Below are 21,352 nucleotides of genomic sequence, written 5' to 3'. Positions count from 1 at the left end.
TGGAGTATATTTCTATTCCCAAAATAAGCCATTAAAGGAATATAACCCTATAAATAATATAGTTATTTTGTTTTCATTCATTGTTCAAAAAGCTAATAGTTATTCAAATTTATTAGATAAATGACAGATGGGTTTTTAACATTCATCAAATTACTTGATGATATAAAACGATTGATAGTTGATAAGTGAAAGGCATTACTTAAATGATATTTCAAGCAAAGAAAAATATAATAACCTTGGTTATTTTATGCACATCAACGTCATCTTTAGCCAGCCAAAATACGCCAGCAAATCAAGAAGACAAACTTGTTGTTACCGCAAATAAAACTAAAACAGATATTAAGCATATTAATACAAAAGACATTAGTACGATAAGAGGAACGACTAATTCAGATATCTTTGCTAATGAAACATCGCTTCAAAGCAATAACTCTAGAAATGAAGCTGGGGCACTTGATATTGGTATTCGCGGATTACAAGGAAATGGCCGTGTTCCTATCATTATTGATGGAAGTCTACAATCAACCAATACTTGGCGAGGTTATCAAGGAAGTGCAGACCGAACATATATTGATTCAGACTTAATTGATTCTATTGAAATAGAAAAAGGCGCTTCCATGAGTAAATTCTCTGGGGGAGCGATAGGCGGAACCGTTAAGTTAAAAACGATTTCAGCAAATAGCATTATCCCTCAAGGGGATCAAGTCGGCTTTCTGTTTAAAGGCAGTCTCTATAATAATAATGTGCGACCAACAGTGAGTTCGAGTGAAGAAAATGAAGGTAGTTATCAGCCATCAACAGATTTAAAAAGTACACATTTTAATAATGGTTCTTATACTGCTGGTGTGGCATATAGAAATGATAAATTCGACTTTTTAATCGCTTATAGTGACCGTACGCAAGGTAACTTTATTGCGGGTAAACATGGGTATGATAAATATAAACAGACGGATGCGCCGATTAAACCAGGTCAGGAAGTCGTTAATACCAGTTATGAAAGCCAGTCAACTTTATTGAAATCCAATATCTATTTTAATGCTGATTCCAGCCTAGAAATTAATTATCGTCACCATGAACAAAAGGCGGGTGAAGTTCTTGCCGCTTATTGGTATCAATATGATGGAAAAATGTCTCAATGGACACTCGGTAGCGCCAAAATAGATACAACATCTGTAAATTACTCTTATAAACCAGAATCGATTCTAGTGGATATGAATGTCGGTGTTTGGTGGACAAAAGGGAGATTTAATCAAAGAAATGGCTTAACGGATGATGTTACTGCTCATAATGGAAATCAATATAAACATAAATACAATGATGAACGTATTGGTTTTAATATAGAAAATACATCTCAGTTTGCGAATCAGCCAATAGATATCACTTATGGTATTGAGTATATGACCCAAACGACAAAACCATTAACCAAAAGATATGAATCTAATTGGAGTCCTGAGGGTACAACGCCAGGTAAAGAGCTTCCTCCTGCAAATCGGAATGCAAAAGGGATAACGAGCTCATTGTTTACCAATATTGCTTATAAAGGTGAATGGATTGATACATTGGGCGGTTGGCGTATTCATTCATTTAAAGTTGAAGATCATATCGCTGGAAAAACAACAACATATGGGCCTAAAAATGATTTCTTTGGTGAGATCCGTTTCCATGTGACACCAGACTTAGATCTTTATAGTAAATATTCAGATACTTATAGAGAACCAAGTTTATTTGAAAGCTCTGTATCAGATCAAACATATTCTTATAACCCTAAGTATCCGATTAAACCTGAAAATGCACGATCTTTCGAAGTCGGTATCCATTTAGATAAAGATAATCTTATTTTTGATGAAGATAATACGTCATTACGTATTGCTTATTTCAACAATGATATTAAGAATTATCTTTCTCAAGGGGTAAATCCAAATGGTGGATATTATCCTGAGTCTTACGTTATTACTAAGAATTACGATAAATTTAAATTATCAGGTTATGAAGTTGAATTAAAATATGATTCAAATTATCTTTTCGGTTCCGTTGATGCGACTTTCTATAATAAAGCTAATTTATGTTCAAAAGCTGAAATGGAATTAGGTCGTCTTGAATCAGCCTGTAATTCTGTTGGCTTTGCATGGGGATTATCGCCATCAAGAATACCACCAGAGAAAATTTTCTCCGGAATTGCGGGTATCAAAATGTTTGATCAAAAATTACAAACAGGTGTTAGGGTTCGTTATAATTCAGGAAAAGATTATCCTCAAAAATGGTTAGTTGGAACGGCGGCTGCTCCTGTTCAGAAATTATACTCATCAACGACTGTCGATCTTTTTGGTAAGTACGCATTAAGAAAAAACATCAACTTCACATTTAATATTGATAACTTAACGGATCGTTATACATTTGATCCTGGTACGGTTATTTATATGCCAATTCCAGGACGTACTGTTAGATTTGGGATAGAAACCACTTTCTAACTATTAAATACGAACACCTCAAGTCACGTATAACTTGAGGTGTTTTTTATTAATTGATTAAATTAAGAATATTCCAAAATTTATTTCCTCCCCAAATTATCTTTTTATTTCTTTAACACTTCTTATTTGTTATTTAAGTCACTAAATTTATAGTTAGTTGATTTTACGGTGTTTTTTGTTTTTTATATTAAATTATAAAAAATGATACATAAGTAACATTTTTGCTTCTCTTAACTAACTCTTTTTATGTATAGAAAATAAAAAACCAATTTATAAAAAACTTTAGTAAAAAATTAAAATAAATTGAAAAAGTGTCGATAAGAGTACATTACGCCCTATTGGGCTTACTTTATCTTGTTAGTTGAGAAATTCGATGCAGAAACTTCGTAACATTACTATTCGTCTGATGATGATAATCATACTGGGGGCTTTATGTGTGTTATTTGGCAGTGTGAGTCTTTATAGCGCATGGTCACTATCACAAATATCTGAAGGCAATCGGGCTGATAATCAAATAATAAAGCAAATGGCCGCACTCAGTCAGGGAAATGACCAATACTTTCGTTTTACTTCGCGGCTTAATCGTTTGGTTGAACAAAAAGCAGAGGGTAAAGAAGTTGACTTTGCACAAGCACAAATCGCAATGGAGAACATGGAAAAACAGATTGAATATATGAAATCTGTTTCTCCGGGGCCGATGGATGCAAAAGTATCAAAAGAGCTAATGGATGTATGGCAAACGCTTTTTGAGCAAGGAGTAAAAAAGCAAATGGAGTTAGCGCTCAATGGCACTATTGAGCAATATGAACACCATGCAAAAAATGTAACGCCTACGTTGAGCCGTGAATTGGGTAATGTGAGTGAAAACTTTAATAATGCCGCAAATATAAAAATTGATAGAACCATTGCAGAAGTGGATGAGCTTATCGAAGTGACACAAATCGTTATTATCATTAGCGCTATTTTAGGAGGAATTATTCTGATCCTAACTGATCGTTATTTAGTGTCAATGTTACAAAAACCACTCGAAAGTATTCGCCAACATTTTGTGAAAATTACAGAAGGTGATTTGAGTCAGCCACTCGAGCCTTTTGGTAATAACTGTGCTGGGCGATTAATACCATTATTGAATGGAATGCAAAATAGTTTACATGAGGCAGTAAGCACTATCCGTCAGGGAAGTGACAGTATTTATCGAGGTGCATCTGAAATTGCCAAAGGGAATAATGATTTGGCGTCTCGTACTGAAGAACAAGCGACGGCACTAGAGCAAACAGCCGCAAGTATGGAAGAAATCACAGCTGCCGTTAACCAAAATATGGAACATGCTTATCAAGCGAGAGAATTGGCTGAAGTCGCATCAGTGACTGTTGAAAAAGGTAATGAATTAGCTGAATTAGTTGTAACAACAATGGATGGGATCTCTGACAGTTCAAGTAAAATAGCAGATATCATCACTGTCATTAATAACATTGCATTTCAAACAAATATACTGGCTTTAAATGCGTCAGTTGAAGCTGCAAGAGCAGGAGCTCATGGGCGAGGATTTATGGTTGTCGCTAATGAAGTGCGCAATTTAGCTGGAGATAGCGCAAAAGCCGCTAAAGAGATTGAAGTCCTGATTGCTGATTCCACAACGCGTGTAAGAAAAGGTGCCAGTTTAGTGAGTGATATGGAAAAAACAATGGAAGATATTTTGACTGGAGTAAAGCAGGTCACTTCAATAATGAAAGAAATCACTATTGCATCAGAGGAACAAAGTAAAGGAATTGGTCAAGTGAGTGTAGCAATTACTCAAATGGATGGCGTAACACAACAGAATGCCTCTTTGGTTGAACAGGTCTCAGCAGCTGCCATTTCGTTAGAAAGACAGACCGAAGAACTACAATTATCAGTAAAAAAATTCAATCTAGTGCATCATTAATATCAAAATACGTCCATAAATCATGTGTCTAAGGTGGTAAGTTTTTACTCGTTAGGCGCATAGATGAAATAAACAAAGGTATATATATTATTCTATATTTATTCAATATTGATAAGATATTTACTCAATCAGCTAACCAATCAGTCATTGATGAAGTATCAATATGATGATAATTTTTCTCAATCCATCTGAAAGTTAAAAAAATTTTATAAAATAGGCTATTTATAAGGAATTAATTCATTTATTTTATTTTTAATAAATTACAGAATATTTTCTATTTTGTTTTTTATAATCAATCAATCAATCATTGATTACGTTATCTTTAAGATGATTTTAATTTTTTAAAGGCGCTAATATAATTTACCTCAAAATAAATAATAATAAAAAGAGGTGTATGGATGATATAGCGCCAACTTTTTAGATCATTTTTTTTATATATTGTTCTGTCTTGGTTATAACATCTTTGTATTGAGGATGATTGATATAGGCATCATTGACGGTTTTGTTTATATCTTGAATTGCGATTTCTTTTTGTTTGTCTGTTAAAGTCAATAACAATGCCTTTAATACTACTTTTAATGCTGCAATTTCATACTCTATATTGATAACTTTTTTTTCCATATGACCCTCAAAAACAATGCTATATTACTGTATGATTAATTATTTTTTATATTAATTAATTGTTTAAGTAAAACCAAGGAAAAAATAAATCAGTCAAAAAGAACAAGGGTTTTGTGATGTTTTTGCTGAAAAATAAAATTAGGAATATTTGAGCTAGGGAGCAATAAGTTAATAAATTTCACTTAATGCTATATTAACAGGAAGAAATTAAAGCATATTCTATTTAACAAAATAAGTAGGATGCAATATGCACCCTATAATATTTTGGGAAATATAAATTTGAATAACTCTCTTTACTAAGCTTGAGTGAGTTTTTTTACATATTGCTCTGTTAAGTTAATAACTTCATTAAGCTGAGGATATCGATTTGATGTATCTTCAATTACAATAGATATATTGCCGAGCATATCTCTTCGTTGTTTATCACTTAGCGTGGAAAGTAAAGATTTGATAACAATTTTCAGTGCCGCAATTTCACACTCAATTTCTTTTAAATTTTTATCCATGGTTTACCTGCCAGTATTTAATGGATGAGTAATATAGGTAATTTTTTTGTTTATCACAATTATGGAAGCATATTATTTAGAGATGTATCGCACATTATGCCTAATATTCTAATCTAATATAAATTATTAGAAATAATTATCAAATCCTAAATTCCACCAATAAATATCGATAGAAGTTTATTGATATTTTCGAACTTTGATGTGACTGAGCGATGTGGTGTATTTTGATCTTGTCTCTGTTTTTATTTAAACTACTTTACTTTTGTTTATATAGTAAGCATTTTCATTATAATTGTAATGCGTGTCTTTTCAGGATGGTCTAAATTAGTCTTGATGTGTTGTTTAATATTAAAATGAGGTGGTTATATTATTCAGTAAATATTAAAACTTCTATCAGTGGTGATTTATTCATAGATGAGAAATAGAACACTTTATTTTTTTTAATGGTCAAAAAATGAAAATAAAAAGAGCCATGTATTAAAAACAAAGCTCTTTTTAGTGGTATTGATTATTGATTATTTTGTTTTACAAAAGCGACATAAGCATCAACCCAATTTTGCATAAAATGTGCTGTTTTTTCAGAAAATTCTCCATCTTCAACCATCCCATCATACCACTTCAGATAACACTCAGGCTGATTTAAGGTCGGCATATTTAAGAAAGATAACGAGTTACGTAGATGCTGTTGTGCTATAGCTGTACTAATATTACCGGTTGAAACACCGATAATACCCGCAGGAATTTTATCCCAAGCATTCATTCCATAGGGGCGAGATGCTTGATCAAGCGCATTTTTGAGGACACCAGGAATAGAACGATTATATTCTGGTGTGACAAAGATAATGCCTTGGCACTCTTTTATGTGTTGCTTGAAACTGATAACAACAGAAGGTGTATTATTGTCATCATCTTGATTATAGAGAGGAAGATTACCGATATCGATAAATTCGTGACTAAACTCTTTAGGAAATAACTTAACTAATGCATTTGCTGTTTGTTTATTATACGAATCTTTTCTTAAACTTCCGACAACAATACCTATTTTAAAATGATTCATTTTAGTTCTCCTATATTGAAGGATAGAAAAAATATCAGTGACAATATCTGATATTCATTTCTTGATTTTATCTTAGTCGTTAAAGAACGATAACAAAATATAAGCTTAATTTTCACACGTAAATGGTGTAAATAAATGATAAAATTAGTATTATTATTTTTATTATTATCTGGTATTATTTTACTGAAATAAAAAATAACCAGTTTATATGACAACATTTTTACTAAATAAATCCGATATTCAAAAAATGACATCTTTAGTGTGATGTAGGTAGTGTTTTGAGAAAAAATAAATGAAATGATAGGAGCACTCATTGCAACCTTGAGTGTTAGCCTATTTATTTAGTATGCAGTAGGTAATAGAAAATTATAATAAAATGGCTTAAAATGCGACAACTCATATGCTCTTATTTAAGTCTGATCGGGATTAAGGAAAAATGATGTCCTTATTACAAAATAAAAAGAATGTCCTTGCTGTATTTATAACAACCAGCATTCTCGCTTTGTCTGGGTGTGTTTGGTCAGATCAAACACGTCCAGTTGAGACGCCAGCACAGGCGCAAGCTCCAGCAACACAGCCCGTTGCTGTGACTCAGCCAGTAGCAACAGCACAACCGATTTCTATGACACCTACAGCAGGGGCTGTTGACAGTGGCGTAGATGCAAGAAAATTAGGATTAGCACCACAAAGCGCTTGTATTAAACAACTTGATTCTCTAAAAACTTTTTCTCCATCGGACTATCAATCCATGATGAGTTCATTTAAAGAAATTAGTGAAATTAATGCGATGTACCGTAGTGTTCAAGGTACTGCAAGTAAAGATAGCTTAGATTTACTAAAAATGAGTATTGAATCAAAAACAGAAGTTTTGTGTGCAAAAGTTCGCTATCTGTCGATTATGTCAGTTAATTCGACATTGAAAAAACTAGGTGAATAATTACTATGAAATTAAAGCAGAGTGTTTGTCTCGCTTTTATGCTGTTTCCAACACTGTCGTTTGCCAATAATGAGTTTAATTCTGTTATTGAAGATTTTGATCGTTATTTTGAAACGCAAGAGCCAATTAAAATTGAGCCTAAAACATCTGCTACAATTTCATCGTCAACGAGAACTGGTCAGGCTAATCGTGGAGTAAACCGTACAACAACGGTATCTCAACAAAACAAGCCAGAGCAACGAGTTAAGCCTTCTACACCAGCAGAAATAGATAATCAGGTTGTCGAGCCTGTAAAGACACCTGATATCACGCTGGCTGAAAATTGCCCAGTCTTACCTTCAGATTATTCTAAATTTAAGAGTGATAATACTCGTTATTTGACCCCATTACTCTCATTTGTTCCGATTAAACCTCAGTTTACACCCGAAGATCTTAATCGATATCAGTATAGAAATAATGCGACGGTCTATAATCCATTAGCGCTTTATTCGAAAGAAAGCTATTCAAAACCTCAACAAAATCAAAATTTATTATTAGATATTATTCCAGGCACATTTTATTCTGTGACTGCAATTCCTTTCCATTTTGTATATCAATTTAATCGCTCTGTGCTCGATCATAAACAACCTCTTTTTAATAAAACGTTGTTGAATCGTTTAGCCGACACAAGAAATAAATATCAAACTCTGTATCAGAAATATACAGAGCAAACACTAGCGTTAAAGGAACATTTAGAAAAACTTCAAAATGCGAATAACCAAATTAAGCAATTGGAACTATCGCTGGCTGAAACAGAAGAAAAATTAGCGACTGCAAATAACTTACTCAATGATGATACATTGAAACAAGCTGTTGCCAAGCTACAAACAGACCTGAAAGAAACAAAAGAAGAACGTGATTTATTAATTAAGCAATTAGCCGATAAAGAAAACGTGTTAAGTGCAACAACTGCAAAAAACACAGAGCTAGCAAAACAACAACAAGATTTCGAAAAACAATCAGAAACACTTAAAAATTTAGAAGTGAAGTTTACTCAACTTGAGCAAGAAAAAGAGCAATTACAATCTCAGTATTTGCAGGCTCAAGCGCTACTAAAAGATGATAGTGCTAAAAAAGAAATTGATAAGTTACAAAAGTTACTTGAGAGTACGAAAGCCGAACAAGAAAAACTATTAAGTCAATTAAATGAAAAACAAACATTATTGACTAAAATCGAGCAAGAAAAAGAAAATGTCCAAGCTCAATATGTACAAGCTGAACAATTACTCCAAGGTAGTCGTGAACAAAAAGAACAAGAATTAGCCAAGCTAGAAGCTGTAAAAAATAAAGAAATAATAGCATTAGAAAAGTCGTTATCGACAATAACCAATGAACAAACTAATTTGGCCAAGCAACTGGCTGATGTACAGAGCCAATTAGCAACCATTAAAAAAGAAAAAGAAGATATTCAATCTCAGTTTGTGCAGGCACAATCTTTATTAAAAGATAATACTGCGAAAAAAGAGATAGAGAAACTACAAAGTACATTATTGAAAATTACATCAGAACGTGAAGATTTATCTAAAGAGCTTGCATTAAAAGTAGCAGATGCAGAAAAACAACAAGATGCTAATAACAAACTTGTTGATGAACAACGTCAAGAGATCGCACAATTAAAAACACAAGTTGAAAAGAATAACCAAGAACAAACTCAACTTAATAAATCACTTTTAGCTGTTCAACAGCAAAAAGAGCAGGCTGATGAAAAGCTGAAAGCTATACCAGAATTAAAATTACAATTAGAGAGTAAAATAACAGAATTAGCTGACCTGAAAAAAAACTTATCTGCAGGTGAAAAAGCGGTTGATAATTTAATTACAGATAAAAATAATTTAATTTCTAAATTAGAAAAAGCACAAAATGAATTGTCAGCTAAATATCAAGCATTAGATACGCAATTTAAAGAAAGTAATATTGCATTAGCACAATTAACAGTGAGCCAAACAGAAAGTGCCAAGGCCTCTGCATTATTGGAAAAGCAGCTTACTGAAAAACAAAATGCTGTTGATAAATTAAGTAATCAATTAGCTGATGTAAAAGCACAATTAGAAAAACAAAATATAGAAAGCACACAGCAAATTAGTGTGTTAAAGCAACAGCAAACAGAAGCAATTGGGCAATCAAAACAGCAAGAAAAGACATTAGCTGACACCCAAAAAGAGATGCTTGATATCACTAAACAGCTTGAAACTCAACGTGCATTAACTCAATCTTTAGAAGAAAAGAGTACGCAATTAAACGAGAAAATTAAGGCAAAAGAAGCTGAATTAGCGAAAGCTAATACTGAGACAAGCAATGTATTAAAAGAAAATAAAACATTGAAAGAGCAGCTTGAGAAAATAGCAGGTGAAGGGCAAATGATCGCAGGGCAACTTGCTTATGCTTATTCAATTATTGGTAAAGATAATGCTCAACGCAATAAGTCTATTCTATCTGAGATTCAAAAACAAAATTATATACAGTATGACGATAATACCTATTTTAAAATTTTAAAACAGGGTAAACCTGTTGATTCAATTGCAGGTAAAACGGTTATATTTACGATGCATGAAGAGTTAACTGACGGGACTGTAACGCTTAATTATGATAAAGCTAAACCACTTACTTTACCTTACCGCCAACTACCATTACCACTGAATACCTTTATTGCTAAAGCTGGTATCAATGGTAAAGCTAAAATTTATATAAAACCAGGTGGTGGCTATGGGAAAAATGGTGTTCCTGGACAAGTACCACCGGAATCAATGTCTATTGTGACAATTGAAGTTTTAGACGTTAAATAAATGATTAAATGATTAAATGATAGTATCAGCTCTTTTTTCTTTAAAAGAAGAGCTGATTTTTATTTATTTCCATAAAAATAGATCATTCTTTAAACAAAGATCCCTTTCTAATAACCAATGTTTTAGTATATGACAATTTTCAGGAGCCTCTGGAATACTATTTAAAATCTCCCATAAAGGTTTTAATAGTTCAGAATTCGGTGTCACATTACGTATATAATCTAATGTATTAGTTATTTCAATATTAAAGACTGGTTCGGTCTCCCAATGTTCTAAGAGTAACTGAATACTTTTTTGTAATAAGTCATTAATGACAATCAATCTAACATTATCTGTACTAAGTTTAATATTGATATCATCTAAAGATAGAAAAGAGTCTTTTATATTTGATAATTGTTTTTTTTCAAATGACTTAATGTTTTCACATTGCTTAATTTGAAGCTCAAGCTCTTTTTTTGTTTCATAAAGGGTGAATAATTGAGGTGTAATATGTTGAGCCCACCAAATAAAAAGTGGTTTTATAATGGCTTGAATTAAGCGCATATGCTCATTGATATTAACGGTTGCTCTTAATGACTGATCCCAATCCATTACAGTAAAAGCAGAATATAACCGCGGTGGATGAAAAGAACGGGAAATCTCAATGATGTCGCGAATATCCTCTTTAGTAATAGCGATAAAGCAATGTTTTTTCCGTAAAAACCAAGTGGATTGTAATAAGCTATCTAAACTTTCACGGCATAGTACGCGAGATAATATTTTTATCTGTTGCTCGTTTATATTGTATTCGTTAGTAATATTTTCATTGATATGCAAAGAAAACTGTAGGTTAAATAGTCTATCTACAGTTTTTTTATCATTGCCAGCCATCATTTTTTTTAGTAATGCTAAGTAGTCATAATAATGAGGTTGGGGAGGAAATTTATTTTCTTTTATCACGATATACAACTCACTCATAAGAATAAATTCTAAGCATTCTAACGATGAATGGCTTTTTTATATTATGATAATCGACCGGATTTTTTATAATTTTAATCTAAGATTTCTCGCTTTGCTCGGTGTCATGTTAAAACGACGATGGTAGCTTTGTGTAAAGTAAGATTGACTTGAAAAACCAGATTCCATTGATATATCAACGATACTCATTTCAGTGGTAAGTAGTAACTGATGTGCATAAATGATCCTTCTTTCACAAATCCATGTTCTTGGGGACGTTCCATAGACATGGTTAAAAAGCTCTTTAAATGTTGTTAATCCCATACCAAATTCACGAGCAAATTGTTTGAGTTTCCAATTTTTTAAGTGATTTTTTTCCATAAACAGTTTTAAGCGATCGATTTGGCGGTGACTGAGTTGGCGCAATAATGCCATTAAATCTGAGCCTTGTTCTGTTGAAAGCAAAAGGATTAAAAGTTCTTCAATTCGTAACTGTGTAAATGTTTCAGGGCAAGAGTGAATAGTAATATATTCAAAACCATTACTACAAAACTGTATAAGAGGCGAATTTTGGAAACAGATAAATGCACTCGAAAAATCTTCATCTCTTTCTATTTGACTCAGAATATCATTGTATTTTGATGTGAAATCTCTTAAAAAATCATCAGAGAGAGGTATGTAAATAATCTCTGCTGGTTCTGTAGCGGGTGTTTTTATTGTGTAATTACCTTGCTGTAAAAAAATAATCTGATCTTGATTAACTGTTACTGTATCAGTGCAGTTTTGTAAAATAAGTGTGTTTTTTCGTATTATAAAGAGTGCTTTTTGTTCATTTTCTAGTATTTGATATTGTGGATAAAAATAAGATTTCTTTTGAATCAAGCAATCATATTGGTTTTTATTATCACATTGTATGGTATTCATTTTTCGCCCAAAAAATCATTATATAAGTATCACTGTGTTTTTATAAAAATAAATATAATAGTATTTATAAAAACACTTCTTTATTATTTAAATGCTATTAAAAATAAAAAAAAGAATGTTTTCTTTAATTTGATGTGGTTTTTTTTTAGATATTAGACATTGAATTTCTATTGCTAATTTAAGATAAGGAGCATTGTTGATTTTAAGATGTTATTAATGATTTGCAAAAGAAAATTAAAGATAGAAAAAATTTAATCAGTAACAATAAAGGATGCTAAACATATTTATGTAATAAATAATTTACACTTTATTTTTTTATTATTAAATGTATTGTATAACAAATAGTTGGATTTATTGTTTTTCTTTACAGTGTAAAGAGATAGTAAGTGTATTTAAAATGTAACTATATTCTTTGTTTTTTAATTGTAGTTTATTTGATATCGATTTGTTGCTGTTTTTTTAGATTAATTGAGCGTTTTTTGTGTGTAAGAAAACTTAAGATTAAATTAAATTAAATTAATTTCATTTATTTTAAATAACGTTCCGTTATTATAACTTGCGTTTTTATAAGTTCTATAAAATGGAAAACAAAAATTTAATAAAAAATAAGTTTGTTCTTATTAAGAAGAGGTAGTTCTTTTTCTCACTGCTTTTCATTTATGCGACTATAGTCTCAGATTTTCAGTAGAAGCAAATAGAGAAGAGTTTGTTAAGTTTAAATATTTTTTCTAAATAAAAAGATAAGTATGTACATATGATGTTAATTTGTATTAAAAAATATTTATCTAAAAAAGAGTGATGTTTTCACAAGTTACTTACATTAAATTTGGGTTATTTAAATAAATAGCTTTATAGCTTTATTCTATTTATGCAATTTCTCTTAAGGGACAAATCAATAAACTAAAAGGTAATAATAGCCTTATTACTGGCATCATGCTTAGCGTAAATTTATTAAAATAGTGAATGCATAAGTGTATTTATTGTCAGGGAGGTAGGGTATAGCTAATTATGGAGAATAAGCGGACACTGCGAAATATTATATTTAGTGGGATATGGATAATTTGGACTCTTGCATTAATCGCCTTTTGGCGTTCTAAAATGGCAGGAGAGTTTTTGATTATCTTGATCCTAATTTTTAGCATTATTATTTATTCCATGACTTTGAGGTTAAAAAAAACCGCTATGTTTAGTCGTAAAACTGAAACACCAAAAGTAGCAGAACCTGTTACACCAGTCATAACAGAAGAGAAAAAACCGATGCCAGAGCAGAAACTGTATACTATTATTGCGAAAGGAACGGTATTCCAAGGTGATATTAATGTCGATGGCGATATCCAAATTTGGGGTAAAGTATCAGGAAATATTAATGTCAAAGATGGTGTTATTCGTGTTATGCATGCAGGACAAGTTGAAGGTGAATTAACTGCGCCTGATATTATTATTGATGGTTTTGTTAAAGGCATTTGTGCTGCAAATAATCTAGATATTTTAGAGCATGGTGAGTTACGTGGTACCAGTCGTTGTGGAAGTATGTCTATTAAGCGTGGTGGTATTTTTACAGGGCAATCAGAGCAAGTTGAACATCAAGCTAAATCCGTTGCTCAACAACGAGTGGTTTCAATCAAAGAAAGTGCTAATGTAAATAAAGATAAAGTAACGGCACCTGTAGAAAACCAACTAAAAGAAAATAAAAAATAAGTCTTCTTTTCATTATTTTTTGCTTGTCCTATTTTATCGATATTACCTTAACTCTGTATAAATAGAGAATAACGATGAATTTAGAGACTCCTAGACTACACTTACGAGAATGGCGTGAAAGTGATAAAGCGCCATTTTTTTATGAAGTTAACTCCTCATCTGAAGTGATGCGTTACTTTCCTTGCACTTTATCTCAATTAGAAAGCGATAAAATGGTTGAGACTATCCGTGAAAAATTTATTCAGCAAAATGGATGGGGAATGTGGGCGGTTGAATTAAAAGAAATCCAAGAATTTATTGGCTTTGTTGGGTTAAATATTCCAGCTGCCTCTTTACCTTTTAGTCCTTGTGTAGAAATTGGCTGGCGTATAGGACAAAAGCATTGGCGTAAGGGATATACTTATGAGGCCGCTTTAGCTGTATTTAAATTTGCTTTTGAAACGTTGAAACTAGATGAAGTTGTTGCTTTTACCGCTGTTCCAAACCTTCCGTCTCAAGGTGTGATGCAAAAATTAGGTATGCATCAATTTGATAACTTCTTTCATCCCGCATTAGATAAAACTCACCCTTTAGCGGAACATGTTTTATATCGATTGAATAAATCTGACTTTATTTTTCAGTTGAACGAATAGTACGCTTTTTTTCAGGAAGCGGAGGTACCGGTTTTTTATCATCAATAAGATGACGTATTGCCAAAATTGGATGATAAATCAGCATCCGTGGACCAGCCCAACGCATGATTTGTTTCATGGTTTCTCTTTTTATAGGTTGGTAACAATGGATAGGACACTGCTTACAGGCGGGTTTGTCTTCACCATAGCGACATTTATCTAATCTGTTGTAGGCGTAATCGATTAATTTTTGATAATAATCTGAGTCGGTTTCAGAGTGTGATTTTGCATAAAGAGAAACCATTTTTTGAATGGTTTGTTTCTCACGAGAAATTCTTTTTCCTGACATATCTTTCTCTCTTAGCAATATTGTATTTATTATGCATCTTATCATTAAGCCTATAGAGACGCTAAAAAATTATTTAATGAACAATGATGAAAAAATTTTAGTAAAAAGGCTTTTCTTTTTTCCTAGAATATAATACTGTATTTATATACAGTTTATTTGCCTTTAAATGGTGAAACCAATGCGTGTGGAAATTTTATTTAATAAACAATCTAAGATAACCGACTCATTATTTCCGCTTTTAGAACACGAACTAAGAAAAAAGATCATTCCAGAATACCCAGATATGCAGTTTCGTATCGCTTTTAGTAGCATGAACTCAATTCAAGTTACAGGCATAAAAGATGAAACTAAGCACGAACATATTATGGAACTTATTCAAAGTGTTTGGGAAGATGATTCTTGGTTACAAACAGATGATGATTAAAGTTCAATAAATAAAGTCCTTACGATTGCCAGAAATAATGGTCTTTTATTTTTTAAAGTTAAAAGCACATTAACTAGAAAAGGAAATCACTGGCAATCGAGTTTTAAATTGTATATTTATCAATGGCGACAAATTTTATTTTCACTTGTCGTAAAACCACCTTCAGCAGGAATAAATTTCCCTTTCTTTTCTAAGAAATCAACTAATTCAGTTGCTGTCATATTTTCAGCTGAACAAGTATGAAATCGAGAGTCATTGCCAAATTGCTGATGAATAGCATCAATAAGTGACGCTTTGGTAAAAGCGGTATCTGAAGAAAGGATCATTTGTAAAACTTCATGACCGTGGATCGATGACATGTTGAACCCCTAAAAAAACAAAAGATACATTAATTATGCATCTTTATGGGGTGATATCTTTGCTTTTAATCATAAAAAGCGATGACATCTATCATCGCTTTAAAAAGAACATTATTTTTCACTTCTCTGAAGTATTTTTTGCATTTCATCTTTGAGATGAAGTTTTTCTTTTTTTAGTTTGACCACTTCATCATTATAGCCTGCTCCATTAGGGCCTTCTAATTTTGCAATTTCTTGATTGAGTCGATGATGTTTATCGTAGAGAGCCTGAAAGCGAGGATCACTGTTTCTTAATTGAGAAACAAGGGTTTGTTGATCTGAGAACATATAACCTCCTATGAAAAGAAATTGGGTCTCTATTTCAGTATAATCATAGATTGGATATCTGCATGGTGGAGTATCACAAATTTACATTTCATAAAAAAACATGATTTTTCTTTTTAAAACATTCAGAATTATCCTCTCATAGTGATATTTACTAAGATGTTAGCATTCAAGCACTAAAAATATTAGTATTCAGATAATGAGCAATAAAAACATCTGACTAATTTTATTAACAGCGAAGTGTTCGCTGTAAAAATGGAGAAAGTGATGAACAAAGTAATATTATCTTTAGTAGCAGCTATGTCTTTATCTGCGTGTGCACAAGCTACCGACAGTTTAGATAAAGTTGCGCCTTATCCTAAAGCTCAAGAAAATCAAGTTCGTCATGTTATCGAGTTAGAACAAAAAGATAATGAAGGTAATTACCAAGTTGAGCTAATCGTTGGTAAAGAGCTAAAAGTAGATTGTAATCATCAGTGGTTTGGTGCTGAACTAGATGAAAAGAATTTAGAAGGTTGGGGCTATAGCTATTATGTTGTTAGTGATTTAAATGGCCCAATGTCTACTATGATGGGTTGTGCGGATAACACGAAGAAAGATGCTTTTGTTCAGGCCAATATGGGCTCTGATGCCTTCATTCGTTATAACAGCAAATTACCTATTGTTATTTATGCACCAAAAGACGTTGATGTGAAATACCGTATTTGGTCTGCTGCTGATACTGTCCAAGATTCAGTTAAAAAATAACAGCTAGCTTTATTTAAAACGACCTTAATTTACTAAAAGCCCTTTGTTATTGAAACAAAGGGCTTTGTTATTATTGAAGTGACAGATTAACGGATAACTAAAACTGACATTTTTGCATGACGTACAATAGATGATGCTGTTGAACCTAATAAGTAGGATGAAACATTAGGTCGATGCGAAGCAATCGCAATTAAATCAGCGTCAATGTGGCGGGCATATTCTAAAATTTCATCTTTTGCATTACCAACACCCACATTACATATAATTTGCTCATCAGGAATTTTCGCATCTTTGATCATTTCTTGTAGTGCGACAAAAGCAAGACGAGTGCGTTCTGATGAATCTTTGAATTTTTCAGGAATAGCCGCAAATTCAATACCAAAGAAAAGTTCGGCGTTAGGGATAACGGTGAGGAAGTGGATCTCAGGTTTACCCACCTTTGCAATTTGTTCAATGTGAGCGATCAGTTCCTGAGAAAGTTCATCTTCTAAAATATCAATAGGAACTAGGATTTTCTTATACATTACAAACCTCACTTAGCGTTAGTTTAAAATATTTACTATTATTACATAATAGTGAAAAATAGCTGTGATCTGTGTTTTAAATAAGAGTGAGAATGATTATTTACTGCTTTACATTATAAATCATAAAAAAGTAAATACTGGCTGAAATAATATCAAAAATATAATTAAAATAAGTTATACACCTTAACTTACTGACAGAAAAGCAATTAATAATATCGTCTTAAAAATAAAAAATCTTTACCTTGTTCTCAAAGAGAAAATGCATAAAAGAATGATTATCAATTATATTATTGTTCTGTATCTATAAGATTTTATTAGTAAAAATAAGAGACATAAAGAATTAAATATGGCATATTAATAGGTAATGACATCTCAATATGATGTCTGGACAGCAATCTTAGTCCCTAAACTGGATTGTTATTCAGAGTCGTCCTTTATCCTCACCAATGAGTTATGGAACCTGAAATAACCTATGGAACTCTATTTAGCTATTATAAATAGAGTAGGCTATTTAAAACCAAATAAGATTATTATTATGACACATAATCACATTGATGATATTGAGTTGGATCGGGCTAGTAATACGCAGTCTGAAAAGTTTAAAGCAGCTAAAAAAAGCACGTTAGTGAGCGTTTTTGTTAATATTTTTTTATCCATTTGGCAAATTACCGTAGGTTTTTTCTCACACTCTCAAGGCTTAATTGCAGATGGTATTCACTCACTTTCTGATCTTATTGCTGATTTTGTTGTTTTAATTGCTAATAAAGGCAGTCAAAAACAACCTGACGCAGATCACCCTTATGGTCATCTGCGTTATGAAAACGCAGCTTCACTTATCCTTGGAACTATTTTATTAATTGTCGGCTTAGGCATGGTGGTTTCTGCAATCCATAAAGTTTTAGATCCCTCAACTATTCCTGAAGTCCATCGCGTTGCATTGTATGTTGCTTTATTAGCGTTAGCGGCCAAAGAAGGGCTTTTTCGTTACATGCTTGGTGTCGCTAAACAAGTAGATTCTAATATGCTGGTCGCGAATGCATGGCATGCGCGCTCAGATGCCGCCTCTTCATTAGTTGTTGCTATTGGTATTCTTGGTAGTCTTGCAGGATTTAAGCTCTTCGATCCGCTTGCAGCATTAATTGTAGGTTTATTTGTTGGCCGTATGGGATGGCGTTTTACTTATCAAGCCTTGCAAGATTTAATGGACAGAGGGGCAGACGAAGAAACCTTGGAAGAAATTAAACAGAAACTGATTACAACCCCAGGTGTGCAAGGTGTGCATGATTTAAAAACCCGCCGTTCAGGTGATTATTTATTGGTAGATGTACATCTTGAAATAAAAGGGGATCTTACTGTTAGCGAAAGCCATGAGATTGTCGTTAGTGCTCGCAATAATGTTTTGCAAAATAAGCAGATATTAAGTGTGATGGCTCACGTAGATCCCGCTTAAATTAAAAATATAATAAAAAGGTAATGGTAAATTTCCATTACCTTTTTTGTACCTCAAAAAGATCTATTTACTACTTTAGAAATTAACGCAGTTTTCTTTTACGTTATCACTCAGTGCCGCAATCAGATTATCTACCGCACATTCGGCCATTGCGTAGCGAGTTTCTTTTGTCGCAGATCCAATATGTGGAACGGCAACCACATTTTTCATGCTCAATAAAGGTGATGACAGCGACAGTGGCTCTGTTTCAAAAACATCAAGCCCAGCACCTGCAATTTCTTTTTGTTCTAGCGCATTAATTAATGCTTTTTCATCAACAACAGCTCCTCTACCTGCATTAATTAAATAAGCGTCGGGCTTCATCATCGAAAATTGATTTTGGCTTATTAAATGATGTGTTTCTGGTGTTAATGGTAAGGTGATACACACAAAATCAGATTGCTGTAGTAGCGTATCTAAATCACAATACTTAGCATCAAAACGGTCATTTGCATCAGTATATTCTGTCCTTGAGTGATAAAGAATATTCATATTAAAACCAAAGTGGGCGCGTTGTGCCAATGCTTTACCAATTCGGCCCATACCAAGAATACCCATGGTTTTATGATGAACATCAGTACCGTACCAATCTGGTGTGATACCTTTAACCCATAAACCTTGTTTAACATTATCTGCGAGCTCTGGAATACGTCTTGATACAGCAAGCACTAATGCCATCATAGTGTCAGCAACGGTGTCTGTTAGTACGGTTGGCGTGTGCATTAGCTTTATATTGCGTTTAGTTAGTGCGTTAACATCAACATTATCATAGCCAACCGAAACGGTTGAAACCGCTTTTAAATGAGGGGCGTGGTCTATAAAATTTTTATCAATATTGCCACCAGCGCCTAGTAATCCAGAAGCATTGGCAAGTGCTGAACGAAAATCATTCGAGTCTAAAGAGAGCGTATTAAATTGTTTGATATCAGCAAAGTTAGACAGTTTTTTGTACAGTGTTTCGGGTAGATTTTGGTAGAGCAAGACAATCGGTTTCATTATGTTCTCCATTCAATACTTGTCATACTTCAATACTCGTCATACTTCAAACTACATACGTTTATTCGCACTAGTCACATACTAATGCATGCTCCTAGCAACTCATTTACTTGTCGCCTAGCTGTGACTTGAATTATTTAGAGTATATATTCAATGTGCTTATTAATGGTGATTATTGTATGTAGTCGTTGACTCGTTTTTCCCCGAATTATCTAGAGGGGGAGTGTTCTTACTCCGCTTAAACATATTAGCGGGGAGCTTAATAAGGTATGATAAAACGTATTGAATGTCAGTTTTATCATGTAATTAACAGATTAATTTGGATGTAATCGTTTACTTTTACTAGGTGTTGTTTTTAGTGATAAAGAGGTGAGATGTATTACATGCTTTATTAACTTGCTGTAATACAATTCTAAATTAAGGTTTTTATAAAATATAAGCGTGTGCGAAAAGAGTGTAAACGTTTACACTAAATGTCGGTTTGATCACGAAATTATTTTGTTGATCTTGTTAAACTCTGTGTCAGTGAACAGAAACCGTCTTGCTCTTTTCCGTTGAATTGAATCAAAAGAGGTGAATGTGGAAATATTAGTGACAGGTGGCATGGGATATATTGGTAGTCATACTTGCGTTCAAATGATTGAAGCTGGTATGACCCCAATTATTTTAGATAACCTTAGCAATGCGAATGAAGAAGTGCTTAACCGCGTTGAAGCATTAACCGGTAAACGCCCACTGTTCTACAATGGTGATATTCGTAATGATCAATTATTAGCATCAATTTTTGCTAAACATACAATTCAATCTGTTATTCATTTTGCGGGATTGAAAGCAGTAGGTGAATCTGTTCAAAAGCCGATTGAATATTATGACAACAATGTTAATGGCACATTGGTGTTAGTGCGCTGTATGCGAGATGCTGGTGTTAAAAGTATTATTTTTAGCTCATCAGCAACGGTTTATGGAGATCCTCAATCTGTACCTATTAATGAAGATTCACCTGTTGGTGGTACAACCAATCCATATGGCACCAGTAAATATATGGTTGAGCGTATTTTATCTGATTTATATGTTGCTGATGAGAGCTGGTCTATCAGTTTACTGCGCTACTTTAATCCTGTTGGTGCCCATCCATCAGGCACGATGGGAGAAGATCCTAAAGGTATTCCAAACAATTTAACGCCATATATTTCTCAAGTCGCTATTGGTCGTCGTGAACACGTTGCTGTGTTTGGTAATGACTACCCAACAAAAGACGGCACAGGCGTTCGTGATTACATTCATGTTATGGATCTGGCGGATGGCCATATCGCTGCGTTAAATGCATTAGGTAAAAAAGCGGGTCTTCATATTTATAATTTAGGAACGGGCAACGGCACGAGCGTGATAGAAATGATTGAAGCATTTCGTAAAGCCAGTGGTAAACCGATCCCTTATCAACTACAAGCTCGCCGCCCTGGTGATATCGCTGAATGTTGGTCAAGCCCCGCAAAAGCAGAGAGAGATTTGCATTGGAAAGCCATTCGTTCAATTGATGATATGGCTGCTGATGCTTGGCGTTGGCAGTCACAAAACCCAAATGGTTATCTGAAATAAGATTTACAGTATTCAGATAATCTTGAATAAATAAGAGAGA

Annotated in this window: 20 protein-coding genes; 10 read left to right on the top strand and 10 right to left on the bottom strand. The window is 33.0% G+C overall.

What is annotated here, in order from left to right; genetic code table 11:
- The first annotated feature begins 203 nt into the window (after positions 1–203).
- Both LG402_RS14610 and LG402_RS14605 read left to right on the top strand, forming a co-directional pair.
- Complete coding sequence (locus LG402_RS14610; protein WP_166540850.1) at positions 204–2,468, top strand: TonB-dependent receptor domain-containing protein; 2,265 nt, start codon at positions 204–206, stop codon at positions 2,466–2,468.
- 373 nt (positions 2,469–2,841) lie between these two features.
- Positions 2,842–4,392: a methyl-accepting chemotaxis protein gene (locus LG402_RS14605; RefSeq protein WP_166540849.1), complete on the top strand. Its 1,551-nt coding sequence runs from the start codon at positions 2,842–2,844 to the stop codon at positions 4,390–4,392.
- 417 nt (positions 4,393–4,809) lie between these two features.
- On the opposite strand, the gene LG402_RS14600 is transcribed toward LG402_RS14605, so the two are convergent.
- The 3 genes from LG402_RS14600 to LG402_RS14590 form a co-directional block, all read right to left on the bottom strand.
- Positions 4,810–5,013 carry a hypothetical protein gene (locus tag LG402_RS14600; protein WP_166540848.1) on the bottom strand — a complete coding sequence of 68 codons (204 nt, stop codon included), beginning with the start codon at positions 5,011–5,013 and terminating at the stop codon, positions 4,810–4,812.
- A 296-nt stretch (positions 5,014–5,309) separates the two neighbouring features.
- Positions 5,310–5,519 carry a sigma-S stabilization anti-adapter protein IraP gene (locus LG402_RS14595; protein ID WP_072069219.1) on the bottom strand — a complete coding sequence of 70 codons (210 nt, stop codon included), beginning with the start codon at positions 5,517–5,519 and terminating at the stop codon, positions 5,310–5,312.
- 508 nt (positions 5,520–6,027) lie between these two features.
- Complete coding sequence (locus LG402_RS14590) at positions 6,028–6,576, bottom strand: NADPH-dependent FMN reductase (protein WP_166540847.1); 549 nt, start codon at positions 6,574–6,576, stop codon at positions 6,028–6,030.
- Positions 6,577–7,015: 439 nt separating this feature from the next.
- Here LG402_RS14590 and LG402_RS14585 point away from each other — a divergent pair, with 439 nt between their 5' ends.
- Both LG402_RS14585 and LG402_RS14580 read left to right on the top strand, forming a co-directional pair.
- Positions 7,016–7,513, top strand: coding sequence for a hypothetical protein (locus tag LG402_RS14585; protein WP_227335827.1), 498 nt, complete (start codon positions 7,016–7,018; stop codon positions 7,511–7,513).
- A 5-nt stretch (positions 7,514–7,518) separates the two neighbouring features.
- A complete protein-coding gene (locus LG402_RS14580) occupies positions 7,519–10,335 on the top strand; it encodes a sugar transporter (RefSeq protein WP_227335826.1) in 2,817 nt (938 codons plus the stop codon).
- Positions 10,336–10,398: 63 nt separating this feature from the next.
- On the opposite strand, the gene LG402_RS14575 is transcribed toward LG402_RS14580, so the two are convergent.
- A complete protein-coding gene (locus LG402_RS14575) occupies positions 10,399–11,274 on the bottom strand; it encodes a T3SS regulon anti-activator ExsD domain-containing protein (RefSeq protein ID WP_227335825.1) in 876 nt (291 codons plus the stop codon).
- 84 nt (positions 11,275–11,358) lie between these two features.
- Positions 11,359–12,195, bottom strand: a complete 837-nt coding sequence (locus LG402_RS14570) for a helix-turn-helix transcriptional regulator (RefSeq protein ID WP_166540843.1) — start codon at positions 12,193–12,195, stop codon at positions 11,359–11,361.
- 1,182 nt (positions 12,196–13,377) lie between these two features.
- Here LG402_RS14570 and LG402_RS14565 point away from each other — a divergent pair.
- Together LG402_RS14565 and LG402_RS14560 are read left to right on the top strand one after the other, a co-directional pair.
- Positions 13,378–13,893, top strand: coding sequence for a bactofilin family protein (locus LG402_RS14565; RefSeq protein ID WP_227335824.1), 516 nt, complete (start codon positions 13,378–13,380; stop codon positions 13,891–13,893).
- A 74-nt stretch (positions 13,894–13,967) separates the two neighbouring features.
- Positions 13,968–14,525, top strand: a complete 558-nt coding sequence (locus tag LG402_RS14560; protein WP_227335823.1) for a GNAT family N-acetyltransferase — start codon at positions 13,968–13,970, stop codon at positions 14,523–14,525.
- Here LG402_RS14560 and LG402_RS14555 read toward each other — a convergent pair.
- The gene (locus tag LG402_RS14555) at positions 14,503–14,853 is read right to left on the bottom strand and encodes a nitrous oxide-stimulated promoter family protein (protein WP_166540841.1); all 351 of its coding nucleotides are present in this window, start codon (positions 14,851–14,853) and stop codon (positions 14,503–14,505) included. The two genes, LG402_RS14560 and LG402_RS14555, sit on opposite strands and share 23 nt — an antisense overlap.
- A gap of 178 nt (positions 14,854–15,031) precedes the next feature.
- Between LG402_RS14555 and LG402_RS14550 the strand changes: the two genes are divergently transcribed.
- The gene (locus LG402_RS14550; protein WP_162556965.1) at positions 15,032–15,277 is read left to right on the top strand and encodes a DinI-like family protein; all 246 of its coding nucleotides are present in this window, start codon (positions 15,032–15,034) and stop codon (positions 15,275–15,277) included.
- Positions 15,278–15,396: 119 nt separating this feature from the next.
- Here the strand turns inward: LG402_RS14550 and LG402_RS14545 are convergent, their stop codons facing one another.
- Positions 15,397–15,636 (bottom strand): YecH family metal-binding protein, encoded by a 240-nt coding sequence (locus LG402_RS14545; RefSeq protein ID WP_109407408.1) that lies wholly within the window; start codon positions 15,634–15,636, stop codon positions 15,397–15,399.
- Between the two features lie 111 nt (positions 15,637–15,747).
- Positions 15,748–15,963, bottom strand: a complete 216-nt coding sequence (locus LG402_RS14540; RefSeq protein ID WP_166540840.1) for a DUF465 domain-containing protein — start codon at positions 15,961–15,963, stop codon at positions 15,748–15,750.
- 264 nt (positions 15,964–16,227) lie between these two features.
- Between LG402_RS14540 and eco the strand changes: the two genes are divergently transcribed.
- On the top strand, positions 16,228–16,707 hold the full coding sequence (gene eco, locus LG402_RS14535) for a serine protease inhibitor ecotin (RefSeq protein ID WP_166540839.1): 480 nt from the start codon (positions 16,228–16,230) through the stop codon (positions 16,705–16,707).
- 86 nt (positions 16,708–16,793) lie between these two features.
- Here eco and LG402_RS14530 read toward each other — a convergent pair whose 3' ends face one another.
- A complete protein-coding gene (locus tag LG402_RS14530; RefSeq protein WP_023581562.1) occupies positions 16,794–17,231 on the bottom strand; it encodes a universal stress protein in 438 nt (145 codons plus the stop codon).
- A gap of 535 nt (positions 17,232–17,766) precedes the next feature.
- Here LG402_RS14530 and LG402_RS14525 point away from each other — a divergent pair.
- Positions 17,767–18,681 carry a cation diffusion facilitator family transporter gene (locus LG402_RS14525; RefSeq protein ID WP_227335822.1) on the top strand — a complete coding sequence of 305 codons (915 nt, stop codon included), beginning with the start codon at positions 17,767–17,769 and terminating at the stop codon, positions 18,679–18,681.
- Between the two features lie 75 nt (positions 18,682–18,756).
- On the opposite strand, the gene ghrB is transcribed toward LG402_RS14525, so the two are convergent.
- Complete coding sequence (gene ghrB, locus LG402_RS14520) at positions 18,757–19,716, bottom strand: glyoxylate/hydroxypyruvate reductase GhrB (RefSeq protein WP_166540837.1); 960 nt, start codon at positions 19,714–19,716, stop codon at positions 18,757–18,759.
- Positions 19,717–20,295: 579 nt separating this feature from the next.
- On the opposite strand from ghrB, the gene galE reads away from it, so the two are divergent.
- On the top strand, positions 20,296–21,312 hold the full coding sequence (gene galE / locus LG402_RS14515) for a UDP-glucose 4-epimerase GalE (RefSeq protein ID WP_166540836.1): 1,017 nt from the start codon (positions 20,296–20,298) through the stop codon (positions 21,310–21,312).
- Positions 21,313–21,352: the final 40 nt, after the last annotated feature.

It is taken from the genome of Proteus sp. NMG38-2, assembly GCF_020640995.1.
Lineage (GTDB): Bacteria > Pseudomonadota > Gammaproteobacteria > Enterobacterales > Enterobacteriaceae > Proteus.
Note: the sequence above shows the minus strand (reverse complement) of the source record. Positions and strands in the feature narration are given on the sequence as shown.

Excerpts from the sequence above, each read along its gene's own strand:
- LG402_RS14610 (WP_166540850.1), top strand. The coding sequence starts at position 204 with ATGATATTTCAAGCAAAGAAAAATATAATAACCTTGGTTATTTTATGC.
- LG402_RS14605 (WP_166540849.1), top strand. The coding sequence starts at position 2,842 with ATGCAGAAACTTCGTAACATTACTATTCGTCTGATGATGATAATCATA.
- LG402_RS14600 (WP_166540848.1), bottom strand. The coding sequence starts at position 5,013 with ATGGAAAAAAAAGTTATCAATATAGAGTATGAAATTGCAGCATTAAAA.
- LG402_RS14595 (WP_072069219.1), bottom strand. The coding sequence starts at position 5,519 with ATGGATAAAAATTTAAAAGAAATTGAGTGTGAAATTGCGGCACTGAAA.
- LG402_RS14590 (WP_166540847.1), bottom strand. The coding sequence starts at position 6,576 with ATGAATCATTTTAAAATAGGTATTGTTGTCGGAAGTTTAAGAAAAGAT.
- LG402_RS14585 (WP_227335827.1), top strand. The coding sequence starts at position 7,016 with ATGTCCTTATTACAAAATAAAAAGAATGTCCTTGCTGTATTTATAACA.
- LG402_RS14580 (WP_227335826.1), top strand. The coding sequence starts at position 7,519 with ATGAAATTAAAGCAGAGTGTTTGTCTCGCTTTTATGCTGTTTCCAACA.
- LG402_RS14570 (WP_166540843.1), bottom strand. The coding sequence starts at position 12,195 with ATGAATACCATACAATGTGATAATAAAAACCAATATGATTGCTTGATT.
- LG402_RS14565 (WP_227335824.1), top strand. The coding sequence starts at position 13,378 with ATGTTTAGTCGTAAAACTGAAACACCAAAAGTAGCAGAACCTGTTACA.
- LG402_RS14560 (WP_227335823.1), top strand. The coding sequence starts at position 13,968 with ATGAATTTAGAGACTCCTAGACTACACTTACGAGAATGGCGTGAAAGT.
- LG402_RS14555 (WP_166540841.1), bottom strand. The coding sequence starts at position 14,853 with ATGTCAGGAAAAAGAATTTCTCGTGAGAAACAAACCATTCAAAAAATG.
- LG402_RS14550 (WP_162556965.1), top strand. The coding sequence starts at position 15,032 with ATGCGTGTGGAAATTTTATTTAATAAACAATCTAAGATAACCGACTCA.
- LG402_RS14545 (WP_109407408.1), bottom strand. The coding sequence starts at position 15,636 with ATGTCATCGATCCACGGTCATGAAGTTTTACAAATGATCCTTTCTTCA.
- LG402_RS14540 (WP_166540840.1), bottom strand. The coding sequence starts at position 15,963 with ATGTTCTCAGATCAACAAACCCTTGTTTCTCAATTAAGAAACAGTGAT.
- eco (WP_166540839.1), top strand. The coding sequence starts at position 16,228 with ATGAACAAAGTAATATTATCTTTAGTAGCAGCTATGTCTTTATCTGCG.
- LG402_RS14530 (WP_023581562.1), bottom strand. The coding sequence starts at position 17,231 with ATGTATAAGAAAATCCTAGTTCCTATTGATATTTTAGAAGATGAACTT.
- LG402_RS14525 (WP_227335822.1), top strand. The coding sequence starts at position 17,767 with ATGACACATAATCACATTGATGATATTGAGTTGGATCGGGCTAGTAAT.
- ghrB (WP_166540837.1), bottom strand. The coding sequence starts at position 19,716 with ATGAAACCGATTGTCTTGCTCTACCAAAATCTACCCGAAACACTGTAC.